Genomic DNA, 22,452 nt, shown 5'->3' on the forward strand with positions numbered 1-22,452 from the left:
GCCCGGAACCGCGAAAGAGCCTTCTCGGCGGGAGGTACGGGCCTGCGCGGCGCCCGGTACATACGCCTGCTGTCCGGCATCGATCGCTACGCTGGGTCACCATGTCTCGGGTCGTGCGCAGTCTGGTGCCGGCGCGGTTGGATCGGTTGCCGTGGTCGGGGTTCCACACGCGGCTGGTGGTCGCGCTGGGCGTGGCGTGGGTGCTGGACGGGATGGAGATCACGATCGCCGGGGCGGTCGGGTCGGTGCTGCAGGACCGGCGCACGCTCGGGCTGTCCTCCGTCGAGGTGGGCCTGACCGCGACCGTCTACCTGATCGGCGAGGTGGCGGGGGCGCTGGTCTTCGGGCGGCTGTCGGACCGGTTCGGGCGGCGCAGGCTGTTCATCCTCACGCTGGGGCTGTACCTGGTGGCCAACGGCATCACGGCGTTCTCGCCCAATCTGGCGTTCCTGCTGTTCTTCCGGTTCTTCGCCGGGGCGGGCATCGGCGGCGAGTACGCGGCGATCCACTCGGCGATCGACGAGCTGGTCCCCGCGCGGTACCGGGGCCGGGTGGACCTGGCGGTGAGCGGGACGTACTGGCTGGGCGCGATGATCGGCACCGCGAGCACCTATGTACTGCTAAATCCGGACATTCTTCCTGTCAATGTGGGCTGGCGCATCGGCCTGCTGATCGGCCCGGCGCTGGGCGCGGGGATCTGGGTGCTGCGCCGTCACCTTCCCGAGAGCCCGCGCTGGCTGCTCATGCACGGCCGTCACGAGGAGGCCGAGCGGACCGCGCGCGAGGTCGAGGCGGCCGTCGCCGAGGGCGGGCACCCGCTGCCGCCCGTGGACGAGGGCAGGGCGCTGGAGATCCGCCCGCACGGCGCCCCGTCCTACCGCGAGATCGCGCGGGTGCTGCTGCGGGACTACCCGGGCCGCACGGTGCTCGGCGCGACGCTGATGATCAGCCAGTCGTTCCTCTACAACGCGATCTTCTTCACGTACGTGCTCGTGCTCGGCGCGTACTACGGGGTCTCACCGCACGACGCCTCGAAGTACCTGTTCACGTTCGCGCTCGGCAACCTCGCGGGGCCGCTGGTGCTCGGGCGCCTGTTCGACACGCTGGGCCGCAGGGTGATGATCTCCAGCACGTACATCGTCTCGGGCGTGCTGCTCGCGATCACCGGCTGGCTGTTCAAGCAGGCCGCGCTGGACGCGACCACGCAGACGCTGCTGTGGTCGGTGATCTTCTTCGTGGCCTCGGCGGCGGCCAGTTCCGGCTATCTGACGGTCAGCGAGCTGTTCCCGCTGGAGATCCGCGCCCTCGTCATCGCGCTGTTCTTCTCGGTGGCGCAGGCGTTCGGGGCGCTCGGCCCGACGATCTTCGGCGCGCTGATCGGCGAGCGCGGCCACACCGACCCGTCCCGGCTGTTCTACGGCTACCTGTTCGCGGCGGCCATGATGATCGCCGCCGGACTGGTCGCCCTCGTCCTCGCGGTGGACGCCGAGCGCAGATCCCTGGAGGACGTCACCCGCCCCCTGTCCTCACGCCACCTCGCCCGGTGAGCCGCGGGAGCTCAGGCGCCGCCGCGGATCGACCGCCGGACGTGTTCGGGCCGCAGGCGGCCCGCCTCCGCCAGGTCGACGCCGGGCGCGGTGAAGATGACGTTTCTTCCCTTGGGGTAAGGGACCGGCGGCGCGGTAATTGTTAACCTTCTTAACGATTTCGCCGTTCAGGAGGTACGCATGCGCCGTGTGGTGGCACTACTCTGCCTGCTCGTCCCCCTTGTCCTGGCCGCGCCCGCCAGGGCCGCCGTCACCCCCCTCCAGATCTACGGGGCCTGGCACTGCGGCGACGACGCCTGCGTCTGGGGAGCGGTCCGCGAGGTGGCGGAGTTCGACCAGAAGAACCACTGGCTGATCGACCGCGGCGACGGCCGTCCGTCGGTCAACGTCGTCGTGCTCAGCTTCGTCCACCCCGTCAAGCTGCTGCACAGGACGACCGACGCCCAGACCCTCGACGGCGTGCCGCGCGGCATGACCCCCGAGGTCGTGTCCTACTTCAGGAGCCGCGGCATCCGGGTGATGCTCTCCATCGGCGGGATCACCTACACCGACGCGTGGAACGCGGCGCTCGCCGAGAACGCGGCCCAGTTCGGCCGCAACGCCGCCGAGGTCGCGCGCAGGCTGGGCGTCGGCATCGAGATCGACTACGAGGAGAACAGCGGGCCGGACCTCGTGGGCCTCCAGGCGTTCATCGACGCCTACCGCGCCGTGCTGCCGTACGACGCCACCGGAGGCGACCACGCGGCGCGGCTGACCATCGACCTGGCCGCGGGGGACCGGTGGCTGATCGACATCGGGAGGAAGGCCACCGCCGACTGGCTGCGCACCGGCACGCCGGTACTCGACTACGCCAACGCGATGGTGCCCGCACGCCAGCCGAGCACCTCCGGCGCGATCGCCAACTGGCAGGAGCACCTCGACGGTAAGCCGACGTACGCCCCGCCGATACCTCCCCTGGCCCCCGCCAAGTTCACCGGGGCCTTCTACATCGCCGAGGGGAGCAAGGTCCGCCCCGAATGCAATGCCTACGGTGCGTCCCTGCAGAACTCGACCGGCGGCTTCGTCCAGACGGCGGCGCCGAACGGCGCGGGGACGACGCCGGGGATGCTCGGCTACATGTTCTGGGCGGCCGAGCGGCCCTCCACCCGCGGCGTGACGACGGCGCCGCCGAACGGATGCGAGGGCGGTGTGGGCGCCGGCGCGTCCGCCTACGCGATCCCGATCCCGATGCCGGCCCTGCGGCAGAGTTGAGCACCGCTTCGCGCGGCCTGATGCCCACCTGTGGGGAATCCCCCCGCGTCTGGCGCCCTGCCGGATCCGCCGTCACGGTGCTCCTCCGGTGTCCGGGGAGCCGGTCATCGGGGGAATGCTCACCAATTGATTATTAGCAAGGTTATTTACTATCAATGCCGATCAACTTACCGTGGGGCTGCGGCGCGGGGGCAGCCGTCGGCACCCATGACCCCGGACCCAGCGGAGGCGTTCCTTGAACGTCCGTCGTCTACTCGTCATCCTCGCGGCGGCCCTCGTCCCGGTCTCCACGCTCGCGCCCGGCCTGAGCGTGGCCCCGGCGGAGGCCGCCACCGCCGTCTCCTTTACCTCGGTCGTCCCCGCACCGGTCACCGCGACCCCGGCCGCCGGGGTGACCTACGCCATCACCTCATCGACCGCCGTTCACACCGACCCGGGAGCCGAGGCCATCGGCGAACGGCTCGCGGCCCAGCTCCGCCGCTCCACGGGGTACCCGATCCCCGTGGCCCCCGCCCCCGGCGCCGGCGGGGTGTCCCTGCTGCTCTCGGGCGCGCCCGCCGGGTTGGGAGCCGAGGGATACCAGCTCGACGTGACCGCCGGTGGGATCGTCGTCCGCGCCGACCGGCCCGCGGGCCTGGCCAACGGCGTCCAGACGCTGCGCCAGCTCCTGCCCGTGACGGCCGACGCCCCGGCGGTCCAGCCGGGGCCGTGGCCGGTCCCCGGGGGCCGCATCGTGGACTACCCGAGGTTCGGCTACCGGGGCGCGATGCTGGACGTGGCGAGGCACTTCTTCCCGGTGGCCGCGGTCGAGCGCTACATCGACCAGCTCGTCCTCTACAAGATCAACTACCTGCACCTGCACCTGTCCGACGACCAGGGGTGGCGCATCGCGATCAACTCCTGGCCGAACCTCGCCACCCATGGGGGCAGCACCGCCGTGGGAGGCGGGCCGGGCGGGTACTACACCCAGGCCGACTACCGGGAGATCGTCTCCTACGCCGCCGCCCGCTTCGTCACGGTCGTCCCCGAGATCGACATGCCCGGCCACACCAACGCGGCCCTGTCCTCCTACGCGGCCCTGAACTGCGACGGCGTGGCCCCGCCGCTCTACACCGGCACCGAGGTGGGGTTCAGCTCGCTGTGCACGTCCAAGGAGCTGACCTACACCTTCATCGACCAGGTGATGGGGGAGCTCGCCGCCCTCACGCCCGGCCCCTACCTGCACATCGGCGGCGACGAGGCCGCCTCCACCGCGCCCGCCGACTACACCGCCTTCATCGACCGGGCGCAGCGGATCGTCGCCGCGCACGGCAAGGCCGTGATCGGCTGGCACGACGTGGCCAAGGCGACCCCGCTGCCCTCGACCGTCGCGCAGTTCTGGGGCACCACGACCCGGGACGACACGGTGAAGGCCGCCGCCCTGAACGGCACCAAGCTCATCATGTCCCCGGCAAACCGCACCTACCTGGACATGAAGTACAACTCCCGCACGCCCCTGGGCCAGAACTGGGCCGGTTACATCGACGTCAAAACCGCCTACGGCTGGGACCCCGGCGCCTACCTGTCCGGCGTCCCGTCCTCCGCGGTCGCCGGCGTGGAGGCCCCGCTGTGGACCGAGACCCTCACCACGAGCGCCGACCTCGACTACATGGCCTTCCCCAGGCTCCCGGCGATCGCCGAGCTCGGCTGGTCGCCGTACAGCACGCACGACTGGACGGCGTTCAAGCAGCGCCTCGGCGCCCAGGGCCCCCGCTGGCGGGTCATGGGCGTCGGCTACTACCACTCCACGCAGATCTCATGGCCGGGCGGTTCCTGATGCGCCGAATCATCGCGATCGTCGTCTCCACCCTCGTACTCATCCTCGCCGCGGGCTTCGTGGACGCCCGCGCCGCGACCGTCGCCTCCACCGAGCTGACCTCGGGCTGGGCGCTCAGGTCGGCCACCGGGCTGGCCGACACCGGCGCGGCCATCTCGCAGGTCGGCTACCCGACCCCCGGGTGGAACCCGGTCTCGCTGCCCTCCACGGTGCTGGCCGGGCTGGTGGCGAACAACGTCTACCAGAACATCTACTTCGGGCAGAACCTGAAGAACGTCCCCGACCTGACCGGGCAGAACTGGTGGTTCCGCGGCGAGTTCACCGCCTCCACCACATCCCCGGGCCAGGTCTACTGGCTGCGCTTCAAGGGCATCAGCTACCGGGCCCAAGTCTGGCTCAACGGCGTCCAGCTCGACGCCGACGCCGTGGGCTCGATGGTCGGCCACGAGTACAACGTGACCGGAGTGATCAGGCCGGGCGCGGCCAACGCGCTGGCCATCCGCGTGACACCGCCCGCCCACGACTGCAAGGACCTGTCCTTCTGCACCGTCGACTGGAACCCCGAGGCCCCCGACATGAACGCGGGCCTGTGGGGCAAGACGCTGCTGGACACCACGGGCCCGGTCGCGCTGCGCGACCCCTACGTCAAGACCGTCCTTCCGTTGCCGGCCACCGACGCGGCCGACCTGTCGGTCTACGTCGACGCGGTCAACGCGACCTCCGCCCCGGTCACCACGACGGTCAGCGGCACCATCTCCAAGGCGGGGCAGCCGAGCATCCCGGTCAGCCAGACCGTCACCCTCAACGCGGGGGAGCGCCGTGAGATCGCCTTCGCGCCCGTCCACGTCGCCAATCCGGTCCTGTGGTGGCCCTACCAGTTCGGCTCGCCGGAGCTCTACCAGCTCAGCGTGTCGGCGACGGTGGGCGGGGCGGTCTCGGACACCAAGGCCATCGACTTCGGGGTCCGCCAGTTCACCGACTACCGCACCACCGTGAACGGCACGTCCTTCGCCGGGTACAAGATCAACGGAAGGAACATCCTGTTCCGCGGCGGCGGCTACATGTGGGACATGCTCCAGCGCTGGGACGGCAAGACCAACGCGGCCCACGTGCAGTACGTCAAGGACATGGGCCTCAACACGATCCGCCTGGAGGGCACGCTCGGCAACGAGGAGCTCTACGACCTGGCCGACAAGGCCGGCGTCATGGTGATGCCCGGCTTCGTCTGCTGCAGCGCCTGGGAGAACGACAGCGGCTGGACGGCCGAGCAGGCCCAGGTCGCCGTCGCCTCCCTGGACACCCAGATGCGCGCCACCCGCGCCCACGCGAGCACCTTCCTGTGGACCTACGGCAGCGACCAGCCGCCGACGGCCGCCCACCTGACCGCGTACAAGAACGTGGCCGCCGCGTTGCACTGGCAGAACCCCACCCTGGACAACGTCGCCACCTGGTCCAACGCCAACGCCGGGATGAAGATGGACGGCCCGTACGTGTGGGAGCCGCCGGTTCTGTGGTGGGACACCACCAAGGCGGGCAGCGCCTTCGGCACCACCGGTGAGGAGGGCACCGAGTCCCCGCCGCCGCTGGAGAGCCTGCAGCGCTTCCTGTCGCCCGCCGACCAGTGGCCGATCGGCGCCGCCTGGAACTACCACGCGGGCAAGGCCGGCAGCGTCTTCGACAACACCACGCCGTTCACCACGGGACTCGACAACCGGTACGGCACGGCGACGAGCGCGGCCGACTACTCGCGCAAGGCCGAGCTGCAGAACTATGAGAACACCCGGGCGTTCTTCGAGGCGTGGAACGCCCACGAGTACACCCAGTCGTTCGGCACCATCTTCTGGATGCTCAACAGCGCCTGGCCCTCGGTCCACTGGAACCTGTACGACTACTACTTCAAACCGGGCGGCGGCTACTTCGGGGCGAAGAAGGCCAACGAGCCGGTGCACATCGCCTACGACTACGCCACCAGGAAGGTCTTCGTGGTCAACTCGACCCTCACCGCCCGCGCGGGCCTGACGGCGACGGCGACGTTGTACAACATCCCGGACCTCGCCCAGAAGTCCACCACGTCGGCGCCGGTCACGGCCGCGGCGAACGCCTCCACCGAGGTGCTGACCGTCCCCGCCGTCACGGGGCTGTCGGCGAGTTACTTCATCCGGCTGCGGCTCACGGACGCGGGCGGGGCGAAGGTCAGCGACAACCTGTACTGGTACTCGACCAGGGCGGACGCCCTCGGCAACAAGAGCAGTTGGTACCGGACGACGCCGAAGACCTACGCCGACCTCACCGGCCTGAACAGCCTGCCCGCCAACACGGCCGTGAACGCCACCGCCTCACGGACGGTGTCCGGCGGGCAGGAGAGCGTCGCGATCACCGTGACCAACACCAGCGCGACGAACCTCGCCTTCTTCTTGCGGCCCGAGGTCACGGCGGGGAACGGCGGCAACGAGGTCGTGCCCGTCACCTACACCGGCAACTACCTGTCCCTGTGGCCGGGCGAGTCGGCGACGGTCACCGCCGTCTACCAGACGGCCGATCTGGGTGGCCGGCCGCCGTACCTGCGGCTGCGGGGCTACAACATCCCCACGAGTTCCATCCCCGTCCCCTGACGGACGAGCGAGGATGGGCCCGCGGGCGCCTGGTGAGGCGGCCGCGGGCCCGGGATCCATGAACGTCGCATCGGGTCGCGGCGACCTCCATGGTCGTTCGCCCGGCGCCCGAGGGAGGAGTGGGCGCGGACGAGGTCGTGGCCAGCTTGGCAGGCTCGCCCCCGGCGATTCCAGCTACCGGGCGGTCATCTTGCCGAGTCGCACGAATACGATCGTCAGGGAGCCACCGTACCGGCTGGGGAGGGCCGGCCGCGCAGCGCGGCCGCCTCGGCGGCGAGCTTCTCGACCCGCGCGTAGTCGCCGGACGCGAGGGCGTCCGGGGGCGTGAGCCAGGTGCCGCCGACGCAGCCGACGTTGGGCAGCGCCAGGTACTCCGGGGCGTTGTCCGGGCGGATGCCGCCCGTGGGGCAGAACCGCACCTCGGGGATCGGCCCGGCGAGCGCCTTCAGGTACGCGACCCCGCCCGCGGGGCCCGCGGGGAAGAACTTCAGCTCGGTCAGGCCCCGCTCGGCGAGCGCGAGCACCTCCGAGGCGGTCGCCGCGCCCGGCAGGAACGGCAGCCCGCTGCCCTGCATCGCGTCGGCCAGTACGGGCGTGGTGCCGGGGCTGACCAGGAACTTCGCGCCCGCGTCCGCCGAGGCCCGCACGTCGGCGGGGGTCCGTACGGTGCCCGCGCCGATCATCGCCTCGGGGACCTCGGCCGCGATCCGGCCGATGGCGTCGAGGGCGGCCGGGGTGCGGAGCGTCACCTCGATGACCGGCAGGCCGCCCGCCACCAGCGCCCGCGCCAGCGGGACGGCCGTCTCCGCGTCGTCGATGACGACCACGGGGATCACGGGGGCGAGGTCGAGGATGCTCACGTGGTCGCGCTCCTTGCTTGCTGTGCCTGAGACGGGTCCGGATGGTGCGGGGCCCGGGAGGTGGACGGGCGGGCGCGGTGCGCCGTGGCGGCGGGGGACGCGTCCGGCGTCCGCTGGGCGAGCCAGGCGGCCGCGCCGGTGAGCGCGGGCTGCTCGGCGACGATCGCCGAGGTGGAGATGCCCGTCAGGTAGTCGGACAGCACCAGGTTGGCCTCGAACCGGCGGCGGAAATCGCTCGCGCGGATTCGATCGACGATCCTCGGCACGATCCCCCCTCCGAGATAGACACCGCCTCGCGCGCCCAGCGTAAGGGCGACGTTCGCCGCGAAGCTTCCCAGAAGCCCGCAGAATACGTCTACCGTACGCGCGCACAGCGAATCATCCATACGGGCCACGATCTCGGACGCGGGCAGCGGCGCGACCGGCGTGCCGTTCACCAGCGCGAGCCCGTGACGCAGCCGCGTCAGCCCGGGGCCGGACAGCAGGTGCTCGGCGTCCACGAACGCCATCCCGTCCGCCCTCAGCGCCCGCACGATCTCGTACTCCAGCTCGGTGACGGCGGGCGCCGTGACGTGGCCGCCCTCCCCGGGCACCGGGACCCAGCCGCAGCGGGCCGGGACGAGCCCGGCCACGCCCAGGCCCGTGCCCGGGCCGAGCACGGCCTTCACCATGTCGGGCGCGGGGCCGGGCCCGCCCAGGGACGCCAGCTCGGGGCCGTCCAGGTGCGGCAGGGCGAGGGCCAGCGCCTCGAAGTCGTTCAGCAGCTCCACGTGCGGGATGCCGAGCGCGGACACCGAGCCCGACCAGCCCGCGTTGGTGAGCCGGTAGCGGTCGCCGGCGATCGGCCCGGCGATGGCGAGGCTCGCGGCGGCGGGCCTCACCCCTCCGGCGTGGTCGCCGAGGTAGGCGTCCACCGCCTGGGGGAGGCCGTCGAACTCGGCCCCCGGCAGTACGACGATCTTCCCGGGCCGCCCGCCGGGCCGGGTGATCAGGCCGAACCGGGCGTTGGTGCCGCCGACGTCGGCGACCAGCCAGGGGGCCTCCGGCGTGGGAGGGCCGCCCGCGCTCACGCGCGTCCCTCCCCGGCGAGCACGAGCGCCGCGCCCGCGTCGAGGCGGTCCGTGCCGCCGCCCTCCGCGCCGCTCGGGGCGAAGATCCCGGCGCCGCGCTCGGCCGGTCCCGCCGCGCGGCGGAAGGCGGCGAACAGCTCGCGCCCGGTGCCCACCCACTCGTCGTCGCGCAGCGGACGGCCCTCGGGGGTACGGGAGGCCAGCTCGCCGTCCGGGAGCAGGACGTCCAGCGTGCCCGTGGCGGAGTCGAGCCGGATCCGGTCGCCCTCTCGCACGAGCGCGATCGGCCCGCCGTCCGCCGCCTCGGGGGACAGGTGGATCGCGGCGGGCACCTTGCCCGACGCGCCCGACATGCGCCCGTCGGTGATCAGCGCCACGCGCTGCCCCCGGTCCAGCAGCACGGCCAGCGGCGGCGTGAGCTTGTGCAGCTCGGGCATCCCGTTGGCGCTCGGCCCCTGGTAGCGGATCACCGCGACGAAGTCCTGGCCGTCCAGCTCCCCGGCCTCGAACGCGGCGAGCAGCTCGGACTGGTCGTCGAAGACCTTGGCGGGGGCCTCGATCACCTGGTGCTCGGGCTTGACGGCCGACACCTTGCTGACCGCGCGGCCGAGGTTGCCGCTGAGCATGTGGATGCCGCCGTCGGCTGAGAACGGGTCGGCGACCGGCCGCAGCACGTCCAGGTCAGCGCTGACCGGCGCCCGCTCCTCCCAGACGAGGCCGCGATCGGTGAGCGCGGGCGCGCCGCGGTAGTGGCCGAGGCCGCGGCCGGCGACGGTCAGCACGTCCTCGTGCAGCAGGCCGGAGTCCAGCAGGTCGCCCATCAGCGCCTGCATGCCGCCCGCCGCGTGGAAGTGGTTCACGTCGGCCTGGCCGTTGGGGTACATCCGGGTGAGCAGGGGCACGGCCTTGGACAGCGCGGCCAGGTCGTCCCACAGAAGCTCGACGCCCGCCGCGGCGGCGATGGCGACCAGGTGCATGGTGTGGTTGGTCGACCCGCCGGTGGCCAGCAGCGCCACGGCCGCGTTGACCAGCGCCTTCTCGTCCACCACCTCGGCGACGGGGGTGTACTCGGGGCCGTGCGCGGTGATCTCGACGGCGCGCCGGGCCGCGGACCGCGTGAGGGCGTCGCGCAGCTCGGTGCCCGGGTTGACGAAGGTGGAGCCCGGCAGGTGCAGGCCCATGACCTCCATGAGCACCTGGTTGGAGTTGGCGGTGCCGTAGAACGTGCAGGTGCCGGGGGAGTGGTAGGACTTGGCCTCGGCCTCCAGCATCTCGCCGCGCCCGATCTTTCCCTCGGCGAAGAGCTGGCGGGTGCGCGCCTTGACCTTGTTCGGGAGCCCGGACGGCATGGGCCCCGCGGGGACGAAGATCGCGGGCAGGTGGCCGAAGTGCAGCGCGCCGATGAGCAGCCCCGGCACGATCTTGTCGCAGACGCCGAGCAGCAGCGAGGCGTCGAACATGTCGTGCGACAGCGCGATCGCGGTGGCCATCGCGATGACCTCGCGGCTGTAGAGCGACAGCTCCATCCCGGCGCGGCCCTGCGTGACGCCGTCGCACATCGCGGGAACCCCGCCCGCGAACTGCGCCACCCCGCCCGCCTCGCGCACGGCCTCCTTGAGGATCGCCGGGTAGGTCTCGTACGGCTGGTGCGCCGAGAGCATGTCGTTGTACGCCGACACGATGGCCACGCCCGGACGCTCGGCGCCGCGCAGGGCCAGCTTGTCGGCGGGGGAGCAGGCGGCGAACCCGTGGGCGAGGTTCGCGCAGCCGAGCGCCGTGCGGGCGGGGCCGCGCCGCCTGGCCTCGCGCGCGGCCTCGCCGACGCGGGCGAGGTAGACGTCGCGGGTGCGGGCGCTGCGCTCGGCGAGGCGCTCGGTGACCTCCTGGACGGTGCGGTTCACGGCAGGTCCTCCTCGTGCCAGGCGCGGCCGCTGCGGCCGAGCAGTTCGCGGGCCGCGGCGGGGCCGCTGGTGCCGGCGGCGTAGGGCTCGGGGAGGGCGTCGCGCGACTCCCACGTGGCGATGATCGGGTCGATCCAGGTCCAGGCGGCCTCGACCTCGTCGCGGCGCATGAACAGCGTGGGGTTGCCGGCGAGCACGTCCGTGAGCAGCCGCTCGTACGCCTCGGGCACGCGGGCGCGGAAGGTGTCGGCGAAGCTGAGGCTGAGCGGCACCGGGCGCGGGACGACGTCGCCGGCGCCGGGCTCCTTGGCCATGATGTGCAGGTGGATGCCCTCGCTGGGCTGCAGGCGCAGCACCAGCCGGTTGGGGCTGCCGCCGGGGAAGATCGAGTGCGGGACGTCCTTGAACTGCACGACGATCTCCGAGCGGCGGTAGGGCATGCGCTTGCCGGTGCGCAGGTAGAACGGCACGCCGGCCCAGCGCCAGTTCTTCACCTCGGCGCGGATCGCGGTGAAGGTCTCCACGTGCCGTGAGGCGTCGGTGGGCGGGGTCTTGTCCGGCTCGTCCAGGTAGCCGGGGACGGCGCGCCCGTCCACCTCGCCGGCCGCGTACTGGCCGCGGACGGTGAACCGGTCGGCCTCGGTGCCGCTGATCGGCCGCAGCGCCTGGAGCACCTTGACCTTCTCGTCGCGGATCGACTCGCGGTCGTTGCGGGCGGGCGGCTCCATCGCGACCAGGCACAGCAGTTGCAGCAGGTGGTTCTGCACCATGTCGCGCAGCGCGCCCGCGTGGTCGTAGTAGCCGCGCCGCCCGGGCGTTCCCACCGACTCGGCGGCGGTGATCTGCACGTGGTCGATCCACAGGGAGTTCCAGATCGGCTCCAGGAACGCGTTGGCGAACCGCAGCACGAGCAGGTTCTGGACGGTCTCCTTGCCGAGGTAGTGGTCGATGCGGAAGATCTGGCGCTCCTCGAAGATGGCGCCGACCTCGTCGTTGATGCCGCGCGCCCCTTCAAGGTCGCGGCCGAGGGGCTTTTCGAGCACCACGCGGGAGCGGGGGGTCACCAGGCCGGCGGCGTGCGCGGCCCGGCAGAACGGGCCGAACGTCATCGGCGGGCTGGCCAGGTAGAAGATCCGGTCGACGTCCTCGCGCCCGGCCAGCATGCGGGCGAGCCGGCCCCATCCGGGGTGGGTGCGGGCGTCGCCGGCGACGTCGGCCGTGACGTGGTGCAGGCGGCCGAGGAAGCGATCCCACCCCTCGGCGTCGTCGGCGTGCAGACCGGGCCGGACGTCGGCCTCGACCTTGCCGCGGAAGTCGGCGTCGTCGAGCCCGCCGCGGGACATGGCGATGATGCGGGTCTCCGGGGCGAGCCGCCCGTCGCGGTCGCTGTGGTACAGGGCCGGGAGCAGTTTCCGCATGGAGAGGTCGCCGGTGCCGCCGAACACGACGAGGTCGGCGGCGTGCGCGGTGGGGCGCGCGGAGGTCTGCGCGGAGGCCGCTTCGGCCGCCGGGGGCGCTGTCGATGGCTCAGGCACGGGGGAATGCTCCGTCGTTCTGCCAACTAGGACAGATCGGACAGTAACCGGAACTTTGGCCGCACACAAGCATAGTTTTGCATTTTCAATTGAGGAACTTAGGAATGTTGAGTTACAAAAGGGGGTGCGATTAGACTTGGCCGATGGTTCGACGATCAGGCCCCGCGCTCGCCACGAGCGGTGAGGTGCTCCACCTCATCCGCAGCGGCGAGGCGGTGACGCGCGCCGACATCGGCAGGGTGACCGGCCTCTCGCGTCCCGCGGTGGCGCTGCGCGTCGGTGAGCTGCTGGAACACGGCCTGGTCGTCGAGGACACCGAGGGTCCCTCCACCGGCGGCCGCCCGCCCGCGCGCCTCGCGTTCAACGCCGCCGGGGGCGTCGTGCTGGTCGCCTCGCTCGGCGCCAGCCGCACCCAGGTCGCGCTGTGCGACCTCGCCGGAGCAGAGCTGGCCCGCACCGACCTGGAGATCGACGTGGAGCGCGGCCCCGGGGTCGTGCTGCCCATGCTGATGGACATCTGGGAGGACCTGCTGGAGGGCAGGCCGGTGTCCTCGGTGCGCGGCGCCGGCCTCGGCGTGCCCGCCACCGTCGAGTTCGCGGCCGGGCGCACCGAGAGCGCCCGGGTGATGGCGAGCTGGACGGGCGTGATGATCCCGCCGCTGATCTCCGCGCGCTACCCCGTCCCGGTGTTCGTGGACAATGACGTGAACGTCGTCGCGATGGGCGAGTACCGCGCGGCGTACGCACGCGAGCTGGCCGACCTGCTGTTCGTGAAGGTCTCGACGCGCATCGGCGCCGGGGTGATCGCCGGGGGCGAGATCCTGCGCGGCGCGCTCGGCGCGGCGGGCGAGATCGGCCACATCCCCGTCCGCGACGGGGGCGGCGTGCTGTGCCGTTGCGGCAACATCGACTGCGTCGACTCGGTGGCGAGCGGCACGGCGATCCTGCGCGACCTGCGGGCGCGGGGCCGCGAGGTCACCTCGCTGTCGGACGTCGTCACGCTGGTCCGCGCGGGCGACGCCGAGACGATGACGGTCGTGCGCCGGGCCGGACGCCTGCTCGGCGAGGTCGTGGCCAGCGCCGTCAACCTGCTCAACCCGTCGGTCGTGGTGCTCGGCGGCGACGTCGCCGAGAAGTTCCAGCCGCTGGTCTCCGGTGTGCGCGAGGTGGTCTACCGGCGCTCGACGGCGCTGTCCACGCGCAGCCTGCGCATCGAGCGCAGCCGGCTCGGGCCCGGCGCGGGCATCACCGGCTGCGCGCTCATGGTGATCGACCACATTCTCGCGCCCGAGGTGGTCGACGCCTCGCTCGGGGTCAGCGGCACGAGCCCATCAGGTGGCCAAGGGCTCGTTCCAGGTCACGCGGCCCGGCGGCCGGTACCGGCCAGGGGATCCGGATGAGCGCGGGCGACTCGGCGCCCGCCCGCACCGTGGCGCCGTAACGGTCCAGCTCCCACAGCCACGCGTCCGCGGCCGGCTCGCCGGTCAACGCCTCGACGGACCGGCGCAGTCGCTCGCGGTGGGCCTCGTTCACGTGGCGCAGCATGCTCTCGGCGGCCTCCATGATCGGGTCGGGCTCGGTGCCGAGGTAGTCCTCGGCGTCCAGCATGCCCGACTCGTCGCCGGTGAGGTAGATCACGAAGCCGACGTCGACGCGGAACAGGCGCGGCCCCTCGGGGCGGCCCTCCACGGCGGCGAACAGCGCCTCGTCGGGGCAGCGCCCGGCCACGGTGACGGCCGCGTCCCGCACGTCCGCGGCGGGCACCGCCTGTGCCCAGCCCTGCATCTTCAGCAGGCCGCGCGGGTGGTCCACGCCGCCGAGGCTGCGGGTCGCGGCGAGGTCCACGGTCACGACGACGTCCTCGGACGCCGGGACGCCGTGCAGCGGCTCACCCGGCTTGACCAGCAGCAACGGACGGCCGTCGCGGTCCACCCCGCCGCGCGCCGCGTGGGCCGAGCCGTTCAGTGAGACGTGGGTCGGGCAGGCGGCCGACGCGAGGCTGCGGATACGTTCGGAGATAGGGGGGACCGTCACAGGCATGGCGTGGCTCCTGGTGTCGTTCGAGTTCGCGTCGCGCGTGTAATTGAGGTTAGGCTTCCCTTACTTAGGCTTACCTAATCACAGCGAGGTCATCGTGCGCTACACAGGACCCAAGGTGCGGCTTTCCCGGCGGGCGGGGTTGCCGCTGACGCGTAAGGCCGTCCGCTACTTCGAGAAGCGGCCGTACCCGCCGGGCGAGCACGGCCGCTCCACCAACCGGCGCGCCGCCGGAGACTACAGCGTCCGCCGGCTGGAGAAGCAGAAGCTCCGCTGGTACTACGACGTCTCAGAGAAGCAGATGCGCCGGTACTGGGACCTGGCGCTGCGCCGGCCCGGCCGCTCCGGGGCCGAACTGCTCGCCATCCTGGAGAGCCGCCTGGCCTCCCTGGTGATGCGCGCCGGGCTGGCCCCGTCGATCTACGCGGCGCGCCAGTACGTCAACCACGGCCACATCACCGTCGACGGCCGCAAGGTCGACATCCCCAGCTACCTGGTGAAGCCGGGGCAGACCGTCGCCGTCCGGCCCAGGTCGCGGGCGATGCAGCCGTTCGTCGCGGCCGCCGAGGGCGTCTACGCCGACCAGATCACCGCGCCCTACCTGGACGTCGACCTCGGCGATCTGCGGTTCACGCTGGTCAGCAGGCCGGAGCGGCCGCAGATCCCCGTCCTGGTGGACGAGCAGCTCGTCGTCGAGCACTACTCGCGCTGAGGCGCGCCGCGCCGGTACCCCGGCGGGCGCGTCAGGCCGGCGCCAGGAACACCCACCTGCGGTACGACCAGAAGCGGAAGAGGGTCCCGAGGGCGTATCCGGCCAGGTTGGCGAGGTTGAGGCTCACCGGGTCGCGCAGCCCGAGGACGCGCTCGGTGAACGCGACGCACGCGAGCCCGGCCAGCAGGGCCAGGCCGTTCAGCACGAAGAACAGCAGGTACTCCCGGCCCACCCCGCCGCGCGCGCGGTCGTGCCAGGTCCAGTGCCGGTTCGCGAGGTAGGCGAACGTCGTCGCGGCCACCGTGCCCGCCACCTTGGCCGCCGGCGGTCCCCAGCCGAGGGCGTAGTGCAGGAGGTTGAAGCCGCCGATGTCGACCAGGGTGGCGACGACACCGACGGCCCCGAACTTCGCGACCTCGCCCGCCAGGGCGGCCCGCCGTTCGCCGAGACCGCTCACCGCGCCTCGGGCTCGGGCTCGGCGAACCGCATCGCGGGCAGCGTGCCCCGCCCGCCGAGCACCGGGCCGGAGACCGCCGGCGCGACCGTCGCGCCCACCGCGCCGGAGCGGCGGAAGTGCCGCCGCACCCACAGCGGGCCGAGCAACAGCAGCGCCAGGCCGGTCAGCGGGAACATGTTCGCGACCACCTGCTGCCACAGCGCCAGGTCCATGGGCGCGGGCGGCGCCTCCTGGATGCCGACGATCATGAACACCCGCACCGTGAAGATCGCCGTCAGCAGCGCCGTGCCGAGCGCCACCGCCACGGCCCGCCTGGTGTACGCCCAGATCGCCAGCCAGATCAGCAGCGGGATCACGTACACCCAGTGGTGCTCCCAGCTCACCGGGGAGATCAGCAGCCCGGTGATCGCCGTGGCCGAGAAGCCGAGGAAGTCGGCGCCCCTGCGGAAGGCGTACGCGGCGACGCCCAGGCCGTACGCCCCGACGACCACCATCACGACCAGCCACCACTGCGAGAACGCGTCGCTGGCCAGCACCCGCGCCAGCATGCCCGCGAGCGACTGGTTCGGCGTGTCGAAGACGCCGCCCGCGCGGGAGGAGTGGAACACCAGGCCGCCCCAGTAGGTGATCGAGTCCGCGGGACGGACCAGGAAGCCCACCGCCGCCGTGCCGAGGAACGCCAGCACCGCGTTGCGGGCCGCCCCCCAGCGGCGGGTGACCAGCAGGTAGACGATGAAGATCAGCGGGGTGACCTTGAGCCCGGCGGCGATGCCGATGCCGATGCCCTTCCAGCGGCTGTCGGGCTTACGGAAGTCCATCAGTACCAGAAGCAGCAGGAACATGTTGATCTGACCGGCGACGAGCTGCACCCGGACCGGCAGCAGCCAGGCGGTGAGGATCAGCCCGGCGATCGTCAGCACGGCCTTGACCCGGCCGTCGCGCACACCGGCGATGCCCAGCGTCATCCACACCACGGCGCCGAGCGCCATCAGCGAGACGGCGTTCCACACCAGGCTGGCCGTCGCGGCGGGCAGGAACGACAGGGGGACGAAGAACAGGATCGCGGTGAGCGGCGGGTACAGGTAGGGCATCGGGCCGTACAGCGGGCTCATCACCACCAGGTCGTACAGCGACTGGCCGTCGCGGACGGTGTGGCCGCTGGCCAGGTAGACGGTCAGGTCGACCGTCCACCGCTGGCTCCAGTACGAGTCGTGCTGGTAGACGTACGCGGCGATGAGGGCGAGTATCACGGAGGTGACCGCGACCGCGGACCAGGTGATCACCCGGAGCGGGACGCGCTTGGCGGTTGTCTGGGGGGTGGACATGGTCAACCTTTCGACGTGCCGGTGAACGACCGGCCGGAGTCCAGGCCGGGGGGTACGGGGGAGGTGCCCTGGGGGCCCGCGAGCAGGTCCTCCCAGGTGGCGACGCGGATCAGCGCGTCCTCGACGCCGAGCCGGTCGAGCACGCCGAGCGCGTCGAACTCGTCGCAGCCGTTGAGCAGCAGGCTGACCGTCCCGCCGGAGACGCCGACCTCGTCGGACGCGCGCAGGCGGTGGCCGGGCACCGGGACGGGCCCGGCGGGGTAGCGGACCAGCGTCGCGAGATCGGAGCGCGCGTACCGCCGCTCGGCCCTGCCGCGCCGCCGGGACCGGTCGCCGCCGAGCTGGTGGGCGACCACCCCCGCCAGCAGACGGGCGCTGCGCTCCCAGCGCTCGCCCGGCATGGGGGAACCCTGTTCGGACGGGCCGGCGGCGGGCCGGGTGAGCGAGGACGGACCGGCGGCCGGTCGCGCCGGTGAGGACGAGCCGCCGGCCGGTCGTGCGGGCGGGGACGGGGGGCCGGTCGGCCGCGTCGAGGCCGGCGCGCCGGCCGGGACCACGAAGATCGGGCCGCGGAAGCCCCGCCGGCGCCGCAGCTCGTGCCGGGTGGACGCCGACGGCGCGGCGACGGCCCGGTCGCGGCGGCTCCACCGGGCGAGCGGCCCGGCCAGGAGGCCCTCCAGCGCCGCCGTCAGGGAAAACCGTCCCGCCGGGGCGGGCGGGCGGCTGTCGTCGTGGACGACCTGCACCACCGGCAGCCGCCGCCCGCTGATCATCGCGACGGCGAACGCCATGCGGCTCGTGCAGTCGACGACGGCGTCGAAGCGCTCGCCCCGCCGCAGCAGGCGCAGCACCGTCCGCGGGTACATGCCGAGCGCCTCGCCGGAGCGCAGCACCTCGATGCCGTCGATGACCTCGTGGGCCGCCGCGCCGGGCGGGCGGGTGGCGGCCCAGGTCACGTGCGTGCCCCACCTCACCCAGAGCCGGGCGATCCGGTGCAGGTAGCGCTCCGCGTCCCCGGCCTGCGGGTGCCCGACGTCCCGCCGGCTCACGATCAGCACATGACGCCCGCCGAGGGGCCGATCCGCGCTCATCGCGGATCGGCCCGGTACAGGCGCAGCAGGTCGGTGAACGCGGGCACGCCGTCGTGCAGCGGCCGGAACGTCGAGCGCGCGTCGTCGGTCCACTCCACCGGGACCTCCACGATGCGGCCCCCGGCCTGGCGGATCCGCCGCAGCAGCTCGACGTCGAACGCGAACCCGCTCACGCGGCACCGGGCCAGCGCGTCCTGCACCGCATGCCGCTCGAATATCTTGAACCCGCACTGGGTGTCGTGGACGCCCGGCAGCAGCGGCCTGGCCAGCATGCGGAACACCGCGCCACCGGCCCTGCGCCGCATCGGCTGAGGGTGGACGAACCGGGCGCCCGGCGCGTGCCGGGAGGCGATGGCGGCGGCGGCGCCGTCCCGCAGCTCGGCCATCGCCCGGGTCAGCGTCCGCACCGGGGTGGACAGGTCGGCGTCCACGAACCCCACGAACCGCGAGCCGCTGCCCGCCAGGCCCCGCCGCACCGCGGCGCCCTTGCCGGGCCGGGCGCAGCCGATCGCGACCGTCTCCACCCGGCCGCCGTCCGCGGCGACCACGACGGCGGTCGTGTCGTCGGTGCTGCCGTTGTCGACCACGACGATGCGCGACCGCCACGGCCGCTCACCGAGGAACGAGGTCAGCGCGCGCAGCGTCTCCGGCAGGCGGCCCGCCTCGTTGAAGGCGGGCACGATCAGCTCCAGGTCGACGGCCGTCCTGGTGGGCGGCCTGCGCCCGGCGCGCGGGCCCGCCGTGGCGCCGGCCGGCGCGCCCGTCACGACGCACCGGCCCTTAAGGCCCCGCCCGCGGCGCCGAGCCCGGTCGCGTCGGCGACCAGCGAGCCGGCCGCCGTGGTGTGGCTGCTCTCGAACAGGCGCGGGTGCGCCCGGCGGATGCCGCCGACCACCATCTCGTACGGGACGTCGTCGAAGTCGCCGTGCGCGCGCAGGAACTCCATGTGCCGGCGGCCGTCCTCGTCGTACGGGTGGTACATGCTGTCGCTGCGGCCGTCGAACTCCAGCGGCCTGATCTTGTACAGCCTGCACAGCATCTTGTTGAACACCGGCGTCGCCTTCACCCACCTGCCCTCCAGGAACACCGTGGTGAGGCTGTGGAAGCAGAACACGTTGCCGCCCATCAGCTCCTCCAGCCGGGGGGAGGCCAGGTGGTTGCGGACGTCGCCGTAGTAGATGCGGCTCGGCACGCCGACCGAGCGGACTGCCGCCGCGTACACGATCGACTTGTGCACGCAGAAGCCCATCCCGCGCCGGATGGTGGAGCTGGCCTTGAGCCCGTCGCGGGTCAGGTCGGCGCCGTACACCTCGTAGTGGATGCCGTCGCGGACGGCGTAGTACAGCGCGCACGCCCGCTCCACGTCGCTCATCCCCGCGCCGCCGCCGGGCAGGGCCGCGCGGACGAAGTCCTGGACGATCTCGCTGTCGTGGTCGAGGAACTCGGTGACACGCAGCAGGTCGTCCCCGGGGGTGGTGTCCGTTCCCGTCGTTGGCACTGTCATCGTCGCTCTCCTCAAAGGCCGATCATGCTGGCGATGCGCTGGCGCTGGATGTCGGAGGTGCCGGAGTAGATGGTGCCGCCGACCGCGTTGCGCAGATCCTTCTCCAGGCCGTACTCGGCCGTGTAGCCGTAGCCGCCGAAGACCTGGACGGCGGCCAGCGCGGAGGTGACGTTCCCCTCGCTGGCGAGCAGCTTGCTGATGGCGATGTCCACGGTGACGTTCTCGCCGTCGCGCAGCTTGGCGGCGGTGTCGTACAGCCACTTGCGCGCGGTATCCGTGACGATCTTCATCTCGACGATCTTGTTGGCGATCGACTGGTAGGCGCCGATCGGCCTGCCGAACTGCGTGCGGGTCCGCGCGTACCCGGCGCAGCGCTCCAGGCGGTGCTGCATCTCGCCGACGTTGATGATGAAGGAGCAGAGGATCTCCCACTTCATCACGTGGTCCATGATCAGGAACCCGGCGCCCGGGGACCCGACGACGTTCGCCGCCGGCACCCGGCAGTCGTCGAAGAACAGCTCGCACAGCGGCGAGGTGCGCAGGCCCATCTTCGCGACGGGCCTGCCCACGGTGAGCCCCGGCGTGTCCCGGTCCACCAGCAGCGCCGTGATCGCGGCCGGGCTGCCGCGCCGGCCGGTGCGCGCGTAGACGACGAAGACGTCCGCCACCGGGCCGTTGCTCACGAACGACTTCGCGCCGTTCAGCACGTAGGCGTCGCCGTCCAGGACGGCCGACGTGCGCATCGCCATGACGTCCGAGCCGCCCTCCGGCTCGGTGATCGCGTGCGCGCCGATCACCGAGCCGTCGCAGACGCGCCGCAGATAGCGGTCCTTGAGCGCGGGCGAGCCGAAACGCTGCAACGGGACGCCGGTGCTCACCATGTGCGTCGAGACCGAGAAGCTCAGGCCGCCGTCCCGGCAGCCGTAGCCCAGCCCCTCCAGCACGTACATCGTGGTCAGCAGGTCCTGGCCGAGCCCTCCCCACGCGGGGTCGAACGGCAGTCCGAACAGGCCCGTCTCGCGGACGCGCGCCCAGCCCTCGACGGGGAACTCGGCGCCGGCGTCCCGTTCGACGTGCTCCTTGCTGAGCAGGTCGCCGAGCTCCTCGATGGCCGCGCGCAGCGCGCGCTGGTCCTCATTCCACACCATGATCCTCAGACTTTCGCTAGGGGTCGCCGGCCACAGGGGCCGGACCGTCACGGGGTGAACGCCATCCGGCGCCGCCGCACCGAGGTGCGGTCGATCTTCCCGGTGGACGTGCGGGGCAGCGCCTGGTCGACGATCTCGATCACGCCGGGGATCGCCGTCCTCGGCAGGCCGGCCGCGCAGTGGACGCGCAGCCGCAGGCCGTTCATGCCGGAGCCGGGCAGGCGGCGGACCACCGCGTGCAGGACGTTGCCCGCGGCCTCGTCCGGCACCGCGACCACCGCGGCCTCCAGCACCTCGGGGTGCGCGAGGACGACCCGCTCGACCTCCTGCAGGTTCGTCCGCACGCCGCGCACCTTCACCTGGTGGTCGTTGCGGCCGGTCAGGAACACCAGCCCGCGCTCGTCGCGGCGGACGAGGTCGCCGGTGCGGAAGTAGCCGTCGCGCCACCGCTCGCGGTCCAGCCTCGGCTCGGAGTACCCGCGGGACTGGAACGGCGTGGCGACCACCAGCTCGCCCGCGCCCGCGCCGGTCACCACCTCGCCCGCCTCGTCCACGATCGTGGCGTGCACGCCCTCGATCGGACGGCCGATCGGCACGACGCCGAGTTCCCGGACCTCCTCCAGCGTCACCTCGTGCAGGAAGCTGTCGTTGGTCTCGGTGCAGCCGTAGATGTTCCACATGCGGGCGTTCGGGAAGGTCGCCGCGGCCCGCTCCAGCAGCGCGAGCGGCATGACGTCCCCGGTGAACATCACCTCCCGCACGCCGGGGAACACCTGGCCCGCGCGGCTCGCGGCCTCGGTGACCAGGCGGAAGAACATGGGGACCGCCTGGATCACCTCCGGCTCGCGCGCGGCGCACAGCCCGGCGAGATAGGAGCCGTCGGCGGCACGACCGGGGTCGACCAGCTCCACGCACGCCCCCGCCGACAGCGACGCCCACACGTCCAGCAGGCACAGGTCGAAGTTCAGCGGCGCGTAGTTGAGCACGCGGGCGCCGGGCCCGATGCTGAACCTGCCCACCGCCCAGTCCATGAACCGGTCGACGCCGTCGGCGGACAGCACCACGATCTTGGGCAGTCCCGTCGACCCGGAGGTGGTCAGCAGCAGGCCGGGCTCGGCCAGGGCGTCGGCGGCAGGCGGGCCCGCCGAGGCGGCGGGGTCGAACGCGCCGCCGAGCTCGGACACCGCGCGTGCCGTCAGGCCGGACCCGTCCCCGTCGGCCTCCAGCACGTGCGTGCACCCGACCCGCACGCACAGCTCGGCCAGCGCCGTCGACCCTAGGCCCTCCGAGGGCAGCAGCACCTGCCTGCCGGCGCGGACGCAGGCGATGAGCAGGGCGATGGTCCGCGGCGACTTGCGCGCAGGCACGCAGACGGGCGCTCCTTCGGGGAGGTCCGCCTCGCCGAGCGCCGCGCGGGCGAGCTCGGACAGGCGGGCGAGCTCCCCGTAGCCGACGACGCGCTCCCCCCACGAGAGCGCGGGCGCGTCCGGCCGCGCTCTCACCTGCCGGTCGAACGCGGCCACGAAAGAACTGGATGCCATGAGAACTCCTTCCAAAGCGGAAAGCCGCCGTCGGGCGGCATGACG

18 protein-coding genes are annotated in these 22,452 nt (G+C 72.6%); 6 read left to right on the forward strand and 12 right to left on the reverse strand.

Annotation, left to right across the window (positions count from 1 at the left end):
* Window positions 1-101 precede the first annotated feature (101 nt).
* From DQ384_RS02260 to DQ384_RS02275, 4 genes are all read left to right on the forward strand, one after another.
* Entirely contained in the window at window positions 102-1,547 is a 1,446-nt protein-coding gene (locus tag DQ384_RS02260) for an MFS transporter (RefSeq protein WP_114026935.1), read from the forward strand.
* Window positions 1,548-1,727: 180 nt separating this feature from the next.
* Window positions 1,728-2,798 (forward strand): glycoside hydrolase family 18 protein, encoded by a 1,071-nt coding sequence (locus DQ384_RS02265; protein WP_114026936.1) that lies wholly within the window; start codon window positions 1,728-1,730, stop codon window positions 2,796-2,798.
* A gap of 235 nt (window positions 2,799-3,033) precedes the next feature.
* Window positions 3,034-4,614, forward strand: a complete 1,581-nt coding sequence (locus DQ384_RS02270) for a beta-N-acetylhexosaminidase (protein WP_181870973.1) — start codon at window positions 3,034-3,036, stop codon at window positions 4,612-4,614.
* Window positions 4,596-7,226, forward strand: coding sequence for a glycosyl hydrolase 2 galactose-binding domain-containing protein (locus tag DQ384_RS02275; RefSeq protein ID WP_114026937.1), 2,631 nt, complete (start codon window positions 4,596-4,598; stop codon window positions 7,224-7,226). The genes DQ384_RS02270 and DQ384_RS02275 overlap by 19 nt, the downstream gene beginning before the upstream one ends.
* Window positions 7,227-7,441: 215 nt before the next feature.
* On the opposite strand, the gene eda is transcribed toward DQ384_RS02275, so the two are convergent.
* From eda to zwf, 4 genes are read right to left on the reverse strand one after another with little or no spacing between them, the layout of a single operon-like run.
* Window positions 7,442-8,086, reverse strand: a complete 645-nt coding sequence (gene eda / locus DQ384_RS02280; RefSeq protein WP_114026938.1) for a bifunctional 4-hydroxy-2-oxoglutarate aldolase/2-dehydro-3-deoxy-phosphogluconate aldolase — start codon at window positions 8,084-8,086, stop codon at window positions 7,442-7,444.
* Window positions 8,083-9,156, reverse strand: a complete 1,074-nt coding sequence (locus tag DQ384_RS02285) for a glucokinase (protein ID WP_114026939.1) — start codon at window positions 9,154-9,156, stop codon at window positions 8,083-8,085. The genes eda and DQ384_RS02285 overlap by 4 nt, the downstream gene beginning before the upstream one ends.
* Complete coding sequence (gene edd, locus DQ384_RS02290; protein ID WP_181870974.1) at window positions 9,153-11,057, reverse strand: phosphogluconate dehydratase; 1,905 nt, start codon at window positions 11,055-11,057, stop codon at window positions 9,153-9,155. The genes DQ384_RS02285 and edd overlap by 4 nt, the downstream gene beginning before the upstream one ends.
* Window positions 11,054-12,592, reverse strand: coding sequence for a glucose-6-phosphate dehydrogenase (gene zwf / locus DQ384_RS02295; RefSeq protein WP_114026940.1), 1,539 nt, complete (start codon window positions 12,590-12,592; stop codon window positions 11,054-11,056). The genes edd and zwf overlap by 4 nt, the downstream gene beginning before the upstream one ends.
* A gap of 143 nt (window positions 12,593-12,735) precedes the next feature.
* Here zwf and DQ384_RS02300 point away from each other — a divergent pair, with 143 nt between their 5' ends.
* Complete coding sequence (locus DQ384_RS02300; RefSeq protein WP_114026941.1) at window positions 12,736-13,992, forward strand: ROK family transcriptional regulator; 1,257 nt, start codon at window positions 12,736-12,738, stop codon at window positions 13,990-13,992.
* Here the strand turns inward: DQ384_RS02300 and DQ384_RS02305 are convergent.
* A complete protein-coding gene (locus DQ384_RS02305; RefSeq protein WP_114026942.1) occupies window positions 13,907-14,632 on the reverse strand; it encodes a DUF2470 domain-containing protein in 726 nt (241 codons plus the stop codon). The two genes, DQ384_RS02300 and DQ384_RS02305, sit on opposite strands and share 86 nt — an antisense overlap.
* Window positions 14,633-14,726: 94 nt before the next feature.
* Between DQ384_RS02305 and rpsD the strand changes: the two genes are divergently transcribed.
* The gene (gene rpsD / locus DQ384_RS02310) at window positions 14,727-15,341 is read left to right on the forward strand and encodes a 30S ribosomal protein S4 (protein ID WP_114026943.1); all 615 of its coding nucleotides are present in this window, start codon (window positions 14,727-14,729) and stop codon (window positions 15,339-15,341) included.
* Between the two features lie 31 nt (window positions 15,342-15,372).
* Here rpsD and DQ384_RS02315 read toward each other — a convergent pair whose 3' ends face one another.
* From DQ384_RS02315 to DQ384_RS02345, 7 genes are read right to left on the reverse strand one after another with little or no spacing between them, the layout of a single operon-like run.
* The gene (locus DQ384_RS02315) at window positions 15,373-15,798 is read right to left on the reverse strand and encodes a GtrA family protein (RefSeq protein WP_114026944.1); all 426 of its coding nucleotides are present in this window, start codon (window positions 15,796-15,798) and stop codon (window positions 15,373-15,375) included.
* Window positions 15,795-17,123 (reverse strand): glycosyltransferase 87 family protein, encoded by a 1,329-nt coding sequence (locus DQ384_RS02320; protein WP_114026945.1) that lies wholly within the window; start codon window positions 17,121-17,123, stop codon window positions 15,795-15,797. The genes DQ384_RS02315 and DQ384_RS02320 overlap by 4 nt, the downstream gene beginning before the upstream one ends.
* A gap of 2 nt (window positions 17,124-17,125) precedes the next feature.
* Window positions 17,126-18,172: a glycosyltransferase family 4 protein gene (locus tag DQ384_RS02325; RefSeq protein ID WP_181870975.1), complete on the reverse strand. Its 1,047-nt coding sequence runs from the start codon at window positions 18,170-18,172 to the stop codon at window positions 17,126-17,128.
* Window positions 18,173-18,210: 38 nt separating this feature from the next.
* On the reverse strand, window positions 18,211-18,981 hold the full coding sequence (locus tag DQ384_RS02330; protein WP_114026947.1) for a glycosyltransferase: 771 nt from the start codon (window positions 18,979-18,981) through the stop codon (window positions 18,211-18,213).
* Window positions 18,978-19,718 (reverse strand): transglutaminase-like domain-containing protein, encoded by a 741-nt coding sequence (locus DQ384_RS02335; protein ID WP_114026948.1) that lies wholly within the window; start codon window positions 19,716-19,718, stop codon window positions 18,978-18,980. Before DQ384_RS02335 ends, DQ384_RS02330 begins: the two co-directional genes overlap by 4 nt.
* An 11-nt stretch (window positions 19,719-19,729) precedes the next feature.
* Window positions 19,730-20,866 carry an acyl-CoA dehydrogenase family protein gene (locus DQ384_RS02340; RefSeq protein WP_245966193.1) on the reverse strand — a complete coding sequence of 379 codons (1,137 nt, stop codon included), beginning with the start codon at window positions 20,864-20,866 and terminating at the stop codon, window positions 19,730-19,732.
* Window positions 20,867-20,913: 47 nt separating this feature from the next.
* Window positions 20,914-22,407, reverse strand: coding sequence for an AMP-binding protein (locus tag DQ384_RS02345; RefSeq protein WP_114026949.1), 1,494 nt, complete (start codon window positions 22,405-22,407; stop codon window positions 20,914-20,916).
* Between the last annotated feature and the right edge of the window lie 45 nt (window positions 22,408-22,452).

Source organism: Sphaerisporangium album (assembly GCF_003323745.1).
Taxonomy (GTDB): Bacteria; Actinomycetota; Actinomycetes; order Streptosporangiales; family Streptosporangiaceae; genus Sphaerisporangium; species Sphaerisporangium album.